The following is an 8939-nucleotide window of genomic DNA, read 5'->3' on the forward strand; positions in this document are numbered from 1 at the left end:
GTTGGCGCAGGCTCTCGCCGACGCCGGGCTCGACGCCGGCACGGTCGACTTCCTCGTGGCGGTGGACCAGAACATCGCCGACGGCGCGCTCGACGGCGACACGACCGACCTCGACCGGCTGCTCGGCCGCCCCGCCACGCCGATCACCGACGCCATCAAGGCGAACGTGCCGGCGGCGCGGGCCGTCTGACGGCGTCGATCACCGGAGGACACAGCCCCCGCGGGAGGACACAGGCCCCCGGAGGACACAGGCAGCTGACGGCGCCGGCCGCCTGATGTCGCACCGGCCGGCGGGGGAGACTTCGCGGCCGGTGGTCTCAGCCCGCGGCCGGTCGCCTCAGCCCGCGGCCGGTGGCCTCAGACCTCGGCCCCCTCTGCCGCCCGGACCCGGGCCAGCGTCTCGCGGCGCTGCTCCTGCTCCACCGGATCGGGCACCGGCACCGAGGCCAAGAGCCGTTGCGTGTAGGGGTGGCGCGGCGCGAGCAGCACCTGCTCGGCGGTGCCCTCCTCGACGAGCTGGCCGCGGTAGAGCACCGCGATCCGGTCGGCGAGCATGCCGACGACGGCGAGGTCGTGGCTGATGAACAGCGTCGCGAACCCCAGCCGTTCCTGCAGCTCGGTGAACACCTCGAGCACCTTCGCCTGGACGGAGACGTCGAGTGCCGAGGTGGGTTCGTCCGCGACGACCAGGCTGGGGTCCAGGGCGAGGGCCCGGGCCAGGCTGGCGCGCTGGCGCTGCCCGCCGGAGAGCTCGTGCGGGTACCGGGGCGCGTATGCGACGGGCAGGTGCACGGCGTCGAGCATCTCGTGCACACGGCGCCGGGCCGAGGCGGCGTCCCGCGCCTTGCCGTGCACGATGAGCGGTTCCGCGAGGCACTCCTCGATCGTCATCTGCGGGTTGAAGCTGGTCGCCGGGTCCTGGAACACGAAACCGATCTGGGCGCGCAGGGGTCGGATTGCCCGCTCCCGCGTGCCGACCATCTCGTGGCCCAGCACCCGCAGGGAGCCGCCGGTGGCGCGGGTCAGACCCGCGATCGCGCGGCCGATGGTGGTCTTGCCGGAGCCGGACTCGCCCACCAGCCCCAGCACCTCGCCCGGGTCGATGAAGAGGCTCACGCGGTCGACGGCGCGGAAGCCGCCCCGGCCCAGTCGTCCGGGGTAGACGACCTCGAGCGCGCGGGCCTCGACGACGGCGGCCGCTCGGGCCTCGACGACGGCGGATGCTCGGGTGGCGTCCGGGCCTGGCCCCTCCGGCCCCGCGGTGGCGGCGGCGTGGGTGGCCGGCTGGTCGCCGACGGCGGATCCGGCTCCGTCGGCGACCGGGACCGCCGTCGTGGCGGAGGCGGCGGGCTCCGCGGCGAGCGTGCCGAGGCGGGGCACGGCGTCGAGCAGGGCCCGCGTGTACTCGTGCTGCGGCGCGGCGAACAGCGTGCGGGCGTCCGCCTCCTCGACCACCTTGCCGCGGTACATGACGGCGACGCGGTCCGCGAGGTCGGCCACCACACCCATGTTGTGGGTGATGAGCACGATGGCGGAGCCGAACTCGTCCCGCACACGCCGCAGCAGGTCGAGGATCTCCGCCTGCATGGTCACGTCCAGCGCGGTGGTCGGTTCGTCGGCGACGATCACCTTCGGCCCGAGCACCAGGGCCATGGCGATGACGATGCGCTGCTTCTGGCCGCCGGAGAACTGGTGCGGGTAATGGTCGACGCGCTTCTCCGGATCGGGGATGCCGACCCGGCCGAGGATCTCCACGGCCCGCGCCCGTGCCTCCTTCCGGCGCACCTCGCCGTGGGCGCGCAGCCCTTCGGCGATCTGCCAACCCACGGTGAAGACCGGGTTCAACGCGGTGGACGGTTCCTGGAACACCATGGCGACGTCACGCCCGCGGGCCTTCCGCACGGCCTTGGCGTCCATCTGGACGACGTCGTTGCCGTTGAGGATGACGGCGCCCGAGACGGTCGCCGTCTCCGGCAGCAGCTTGAGGATCGACTTGGCCGTGACGGTCTTCCCGGAGCCGGACTCGCCCACGATCGCCAGCACCTGGCCGGGGTCGACGCTCAGCGAGACGCCGTCGACGGCGCGTACCGGTTCGGCGTCGGTCGTGAACGTGATGTGGAGGTCCTTGATCTCGACGACGGCGTTCACGCCTCGTCTCCCTTCGCGGCGTCCACGGCCGCCTTGGTGGGGCGACGCCGGATCCGCAGCCGTGGGTCGGAGAGGTCATTGAGGCTTTCGCCGACCAGCGTCACGCCCAGGACGAGCAGCACGATCGAGATGCCGGGGAAGACCCCGGTCCACCAGATGCCGGAGGCGACGTCGGAGATCGCGCGGTTGAGGTCGTAACCCCACTCGGCGGCGGCGGTGGGGTTGATGCCGAAGCCGAGGAACCCCAGGCCGGCGAGCGTGAGGATCGCCTCGGAGGAGTTCAGGGTGAGGATCAACGGCAGTGACCTCGTGGCGTTGGGGAGCACGTGCCGGGTGAGGATGCGCGGGGTGGAGGTGCCGACGACCCGGGCGGACTCGACGAAGGCCTCGGCCTTCAGCCGCACCGTCTCCGCCCGGACCACCCGGAAGTACTGGGGGACGAAGACGACGGTGATGGAGATCGCCGCGGCGAGGACGCCGGGGAGGAACCCGGACTGCCCACCGGAGATGATGATCGAGACCACGATGGCGAGCAGCAGCGACGGGAACGCGTAGACGGCGTCGCCGATCGTCACCAGCACTCGGTCCACCCAGCCACCCAGGTAGCCGGAGACCAGGCCGAGCGCGATGCCCAGGAAGATCGAGGCCACCACGGCGATGACGACGGTCAGGACCGCCGTCCGAGCGCCCCAGATGACCCGGGAGAGCACGTCGTAGCCGCCCACCGTGGTGCCCCAGACGAACTCGGCCGACGGCGGTGCCTGGCGGGGGAAGGTCCCGTCGGGCCCGCTGAGCTGGTTGAAGGAGTACGGCGCCAGCACCGGGGCGAAGATCGCCACGAGGAGGAACACCGCGCACAGGACGAGGCCGGCGATGAGCATGCCGCGCTGCAGCCCGACGCTGCGGCGCAGTTGCCAGATGAGCGGGAACCGCTTCCAGCGCGCCTCGGCGGCGGCGCCGTGGGCGACGACGTCGGCCGTCATGTCAGTACCTCACCCTCGGGTCGATCAGCGCGGCGATGATGTCCACGATGAAGTTGGTGACGGCCACGATGACCGCGATCAGGGCCACGATGCCCTGGACCGCGACGAAGTCACGGGCGCCCAGGTACTGCGTGAGCATGAAGCCGAGCCCGCGCCAGCCGAAAGTGGTCTCGGTGAGGATCGCGCCGCCCATCATGAGCGCGATCTGCATGCCCATGACGGTGATGATCGGGATGAGCGCGGGGCGGTAGGCGTGCTTGCGCACCAGCCGCAGTTCGCCCACGCCGCGGGAGCGGGCGGCGTCGACGTAGTCCATCCCGAGCGTGCCGATGAGGTTGGTGCGCACCAGCCGCAGGAACACCCCGGCGGTCAGCAGGCCGAGGGCGACGGAGGGGAGGACGGCGTGCATGAGCACGTCGCTGATGAGGTCCCACCGGCCGGTGCGCAGCGCGTCGATGATGTTGATGCCGGTGGAGCCGCTGATGCGGCCGAGCACGAGCTGGACGGCGGTGCTCGCCCGCCCGCCGAGCGGCAGCCAGCCGAGCCACACCGAGAAGACGAGCTTGAGCAGCAGGCCGGCGAAGAAGACCGGGGTGGCATAGCTGAGGATCGCGAAGACGCGGAGGACGGCGTCGGGCCAGCGGTCGCGCAGGTACGCGGCCACCATGCCCAGCGGGATGCCGACGATGAACGCGACGACGAGGGAGAACAGGACCAGCTCGAGCGTCGCGGAGCCGTACGTCACGAGGATCTCGCTGATCTCGCGGTTGTCGGTGATCGTGCGACCGAAGTCCCCGGTGAAGATCTGGCCGAGGTACTCGAGGTACTGGACCAGGATCGGTCGGTCGTACCCGGCGGCGACGATGCGCTCGGTGAGCTGGGCCTCCGTCAGGCGCCCACCCACCGACGCCGTGATGGGGTCGCCGACCACGCGCATCAGGAAGAAGACCAGAGTGACCAGGATGAAGACCGTCGGGATGATCAGCACGAACCGTACGAGCATGTAGCGCCCGAGGCCCGACCCCCCGCCGGTCTTGGCGGCAGGGGTGCTGCCGACGGTCCGCTCGTCAACGATCGTCAAGTCGACGCCGTCCTCTCACGTCTGGATGACCCGGCCGGGGTGGTCCGGCGGGCGAAATGGGCACGGCCGACCGGGGCCGCACAGCGTAGCGCTGCACGGCCCAGGCCGGCCGTGGGGCTCAGCGTCCGAGCGCTCCGTAGCGGAACTTGAACGAGGCGTCGAGCGTGTCGGTCACGCCGGTGATGTCCGTGGTGGACACCGCCACCTGCGCACCCTGGAGGTACGGCACCGTCGAGAGGTCCTGGGCCACGATCTCCTGCGCCTCGGCGATGAGGGTGGCGCGGGTGTCGGCGTCGGGCTCGGTCGCCTGGGCGAGGATCGCGTCGGTGGCGGCCTGGTTCTCGTAGTGGTTGCCGAGGAAGTTCCCCGGGAGGAAGAACGGCGAGAGGTAGTTGTCCGCGTCCGAGTAGTCCGGGAACCAGCCGAGCTGGTACGCGGGGTAGAAGTCCTCACGCCGCTCGGTGGAGTAGGTGTCCCACAGCGTCGACTGGAGGTTGACGTCGAACAGGCCTTCCGCCTCGAGCTGCGCCTCGATCATCGCGTACTCGTCGTCGGAGGATTTGCCGTAGTGGTCCGGGCTGTACTGCAGGTCCAGCACGACCGGCGTCGGGATGCCGGCGTCCGCGAGGACCTGGGCCGCCTTCGCGGTGTCCGGGCCGCCCTGGCCGTCGCCGTAGAGCTCCTTCAGCGGCTCCACCGCGCCGGTGAGGCCGTCCGGGACGTAGGAGTACAGCGGCGTGAAGGTGTCCTGATAGATCTCCGTCGACAGGGCGGCGCGGTCGAGCGTGTGTGCCACGGCCTGGCGGACGGCGAGCGCCTTGGCCGGGTCGGCCTCGGGTGTCTCGGCACCGAAGGGCTGGGTGTTGAAGTTGAAGACGATGTAGCGGATCTCGCCGCCGGGGCCGTCGTGGACGGTCACGTTCTCGTCCGTGCGCAGGTCCGCGAGGTCGGTGGGGCTCATCGAGCGGAACGCGACGTCGACGTCGCCCTGCTGCACGGCGAGCTTGAGTGCGGTCTCGTCGGTGAAGTACTGGGCCGTGACGCTGGGGGTGCGGGCGGCGCCGAGGACGCCGTCGTAGCCATCGAACGCCTCGTAGGCGATGATCTCGTTCTCGGTGTAGTCCGTGATCGCGTACTGCCCGGCGAAGGCGTTGCCGGTGACGATGTCCTGGGACGGGGTGAGCGCGTCGGCCGAGAAGACGTCCTCGTCCACGATCGGGCCCGCCGGGCTCGAGAGGATCTGCGCGAAGAGCTGGTCGTTCTCGCTCTTCAGGTGGAACACGACGGTGAGGTCGTCGGGGGCCTCGACGCTGTCGAGGTTGTACAGCAGCGAGGACGGGCCCGACGGGTCCGCGATCGCGACCTGGCGGTCGAAACTGAACTTCACGTCCGAGGAGGTGAGCTCGTTGCCGTTGGCGAACGTCAGGCCCTCCTTGAGGGTGACCGTGTATTCCGTGGGCGCCGTGAACTCGCCGGAGACGGCGATGTCCGGCTCGACGTCGGGGCTCCCGTAGGGGCTGTTCATGAGGAACGGGAAGATCTGGTTCTGCACGGCGAAGGAGCCGTTGTCGTAGCTGCCGGCGGGGTCGAGCGAGACGATGACGTCGGTGGTGCCGACGACGATGGTGTCGGCGGCCGAGCCGCCGGCGCCGGTGGTGTCGCCGTCCGTGAGGGTGTCGGTCTGGGCGCACGCGGCGAGCGTGAGCGCGAGGACCGTGGAGGTGCCGATGACGCCGAACGTCCGGCGGCGGTGTCGAGCGGATGCCATGAGGAGTCCTCTTCCGTTCCGTCCCGGGGCGAAACGGCTCCCGGGTGGGACGACGCGAGGACGCGTCGTCGCTGGTGGGGGTCCGTTCTAGCACAGGAAGGTCTCATGTAGTGAGACCCGGTGGGTTGGGTCTTGAACTGCAACATAGTTGTGATCTGACGCACACTGGTTGCCATGGCGACGAGGGACAGGCCCATGACGGTCGTCGTCGGCGGGCACCGGCTGCGGGTGACCAACCTGGACAAGGTGCTCTACCCCGCGACCGGGACCACGAAGGCCGACGTCCTCGGTTACCTGACCCGGATCGCGCCGGTGATGGTGCCGCACTGCGCCGGCCGGCCCGCGACGCGCAAGCGGTGGCCCGACGGTGTCGGGACCGAGTCCGAACCCGGGCCGGTGTTCTTCGTCAAGAACCTCGAACCCAGCGCACCGGAGTGGGTGGCGCGGGCCGACATCGAGCACTCCGCGGGGCCCAAGACCTACCCCCTTGTCGACGACGCCGCCACCCTGGCCTGGCTCGGCCAGGTCGCGGCCCTGGAGGTCCACGTGCCGCAGTGGCGCTTCGGCAGCGACGGTCGGCCGCGGAACCCGGACCGGCTCGTGCTCGACCTCGACCCGGGGCCGGGGGCCGGCCTCGCCGAGTGCGCCGAGGCGGCCCGCCTCGCTCGCGGTCTGCTCCTGGGGATGGGCCTGGCACCGGTGCCGGTGACCTCCGGCTCCAAGGGCATCCACCTGTACGCCGCCCTCGCGGGCGACCACACGTCCGACCAGGTCAGCGCCATCGCCCACGAGCTCGCGCGGGCCCTGGAGGCCGATCACGGGGACCTGGTCGTCTCGGACATGAAGAAGTCGTCGCGCGGCGGGAAGGTGCTGGTCGACTGGTCGCAGAACAACGCCGCGAAGACCACGGTGGCGCCGTACTCGTTGCGGGGGCGCACGCACCCGACCGTGGCAGCGCCGCGCACCTGGGACGAGCTCGACTCGTCGGCGCCGGCTCACCTGGAGTACCACGAGGTGCTGGACCTCGTGACCCGGCGGGGCGACCCGATGGCGGGGCTGGCGCCGGGGCACGCGGAGTACACGGACCCGGGCGAGCGCACGCCGGCGGCGCGGGACCGCCTCGAGGTCTACCGGGGCAAGCGGGATCCCGCCCGGACGCCGGAGCCGGTGCCGGCGGCGTCGCCCGGGGCACGCCGCGCGGACGGCGGCACGGAGGACGCGCCGATGTTCGTCATCCAGGAGCACCACGCAGGCCGGCTGCACTGGGACTTCCGCCTCGAGCACGACGGCGTCCTGGTGAGCTGGGCGCTGCCGAAGGGGGTGCCGACGGACGGCGGGAAGAACCACCTCGCCGTCCAGACCGAGGACCATCCGATCGAGTACGGCACCTTCGTCGGCACGATCCCGCAGGGCGAGTACGGCGGCGGCGATGTGCGCATCTGGGACACCGGTACCTACGAGCTGCGCAAGTGGTACGAGGGCAAGGAGGTCATCGCCGTCCTCACCGGCGCCGAGGGCGGCGGGCTCGCCGGCGCGGACGGCCCCGGCCGGCAGGCCACGTTCGCGCTCATCCGCACCGGCGGGGGCACGGGCAACCACTGGCTGATCCACCTCGTGGCGCCCCACGGCGGCAGCGCTGGTTCCCCGCGCGCCGTCTCCCGGGGCGCGGGCACCACCCGCCGTTCCCTGCTGGGCCGGCCGCCGTCGCCCATGCTCGCCACCCCCGGCACGGCCGAGGCGCTGTCCACCGGGCGGTCCTGGGCCCTGGAGATGAAGTGGGACGGCGTCCGCGCGATCGTCGCCGTCAACGGGGGAGCGGTGCGGCTCATGAGCCGCAACGGCAACGACGTCACCGCGCTCTACCCCGAGCTCGGCGACCTCGCCGCGGCGCTCGTCGACGTCGACCAGGCCGTGCTCGACGGCGAGATCGTCGCCCTCGACGAGCGCGGCCGGCCGAGCTTCGCGCACCTGCAGAAGCGGTTCAATCTGACCGACGACCGGCGGATCGCCCGCCTGGCCGCGAGTGCTCCAGTGCGCCTCATGCTGTTCGACGTCCTCGAGGTCGCCGGGCGCTCGCAGCTGCATGCCACCTACGACGAGCGCCGCACGCTGCTCCACGAGGTCGTGGACCCCGCCGCGCACCCGCTGCTCGACGTCCCGGACGTGTTCGACGGGGACGTCGACGCCGCCGTCGCCGCGAGCCGCATGCTCGGCCTCGAGGGCGTCGTCGCCAAGCGACGGGACTCGCGCTACACGCCGGGGCGGCGCTCGCCCGCCTGGGTCAAGATCAAGCACGCGCTCACCCAGGAGGTCGTGGTCGTCGGTTGGCGGCCGGGGCAGGGCAACCGCAGTGGGGCGGTCGGCTCGCTGCTCGCCGCGGTGCCCGACGGCGCGCGCCTGCGGTACGTCGGGCGGGTCGGGTCGGGGTTCTCCCAGCGGGAGGTGGAGGGGCTGGTGGCCGAGCTCGCGCGGGACGAGCGTGCGACGCCCCCGCTCGACGACGTGCCCGCCGTGGACGCCCGCGACGCCCGATGGGTCGAGCCGACCCGGGTGGGGGAGGTCGTCTACACCGAGAGCACGCCCGACGGGCGTCTGCGTCATCCCCGGTGGCGGGGATGGCGTCCGGACAAGGCGCCCGGTGAGGTCCTCTGGGAAGGAACCGGGCCCGGCTGAGGCACGCCACGCACCGGAACCAGACTGTGCCGCCCACCACCCCACTTCCGCCCACCACCCCACACCGCCCACCACCCCACTTCCGCCCACCACCCCACACCGCCCACTACCCCACTTCCGCCCTGCACCTCACTGCCGCCCTGCACCTCACTGCCGCCCCCCATCCCACTGCCGCCCCCCATCCCACTGCCGCCCCCCATCCCGCTGCCGCCCCCCATCCCACTGCCGCCCCCCATCCCGCTGCCGCCCCCACCCCACTTCCGGCCCCCACCCACTGTGGTGGGGG

General features: G+C 71.9%; 5 protein-coding genes and 1 pseudogene. 2 read left to right on the forward strand and 4 right to left on the reverse strand.

Annotated elements, in window-relative coordinates:
- Positions 1-190 (forward strand): annotated as a pseudogene (locus tag ACYC1Z_RS12630) (NAD(P)-dependent oxidoreductase); the annotation flags it as partial.
- 167 nt (positions 191-357) lie between these two features.
- On the opposite strand, the gene ACYC1Z_RS12635 reads toward ACYC1Z_RS12630, so the two are convergent.
- From ACYC1Z_RS12635 to ACYC1Z_RS12650, 4 genes are all read right to left on the reverse strand, one after another.
- A complete protein-coding gene (locus ACYC1Z_RS12635; protein ID WP_461409880.1) occupies positions 358-2148 on the reverse strand; it encodes a dipeptide ABC transporter ATP-binding protein in 1791 nt (596 codons plus the stop codon).
- Positions 2145-3131, reverse strand: a complete 987-nt coding sequence (locus ACYC1Z_RS12640; protein WP_461409881.1) for an ABC transporter permease — start codon at positions 3129-3131, stop codon at positions 2145-2147. The genes ACYC1Z_RS12635 and ACYC1Z_RS12640 overlap by 4 nt, the downstream gene beginning before the upstream one ends.
- A gap of 1 nt (position 3132) precedes the next feature.
- Positions 3133-4134: an ABC transporter permease gene (locus tag ACYC1Z_RS12645; RefSeq protein ID WP_461409884.1), complete on the reverse strand. Its 1002-nt coding sequence runs from the start codon at positions 4132-4134 to the stop codon at positions 3133-3135.
- Between the two features lie 196 nt (positions 4135-4330).
- A complete protein-coding gene (locus ACYC1Z_RS12650; RefSeq protein WP_461409882.1) occupies positions 4331-5980 on the reverse strand; it encodes an ABC transporter substrate-binding protein in 1650 nt (549 codons plus the stop codon).
- A gap of 195 nt (positions 5981-6175) precedes the next feature.
- Here ACYC1Z_RS12650 and ACYC1Z_RS12655 point away from each other — a divergent pair, with 195 nt between their 5' ends.
- A complete protein-coding gene (locus tag ACYC1Z_RS12655) occupies positions 6176-8653 on the forward strand; it encodes an ATP-dependent DNA ligase (RefSeq protein ID WP_461409883.1) in 2478 nt (825 codons plus the stop codon).
- The last annotated feature ends 286 nt before the right edge of the window (positions 8654-8939 follow it).

The organism is Georgenia sp., from assembly GCF_054605595.1.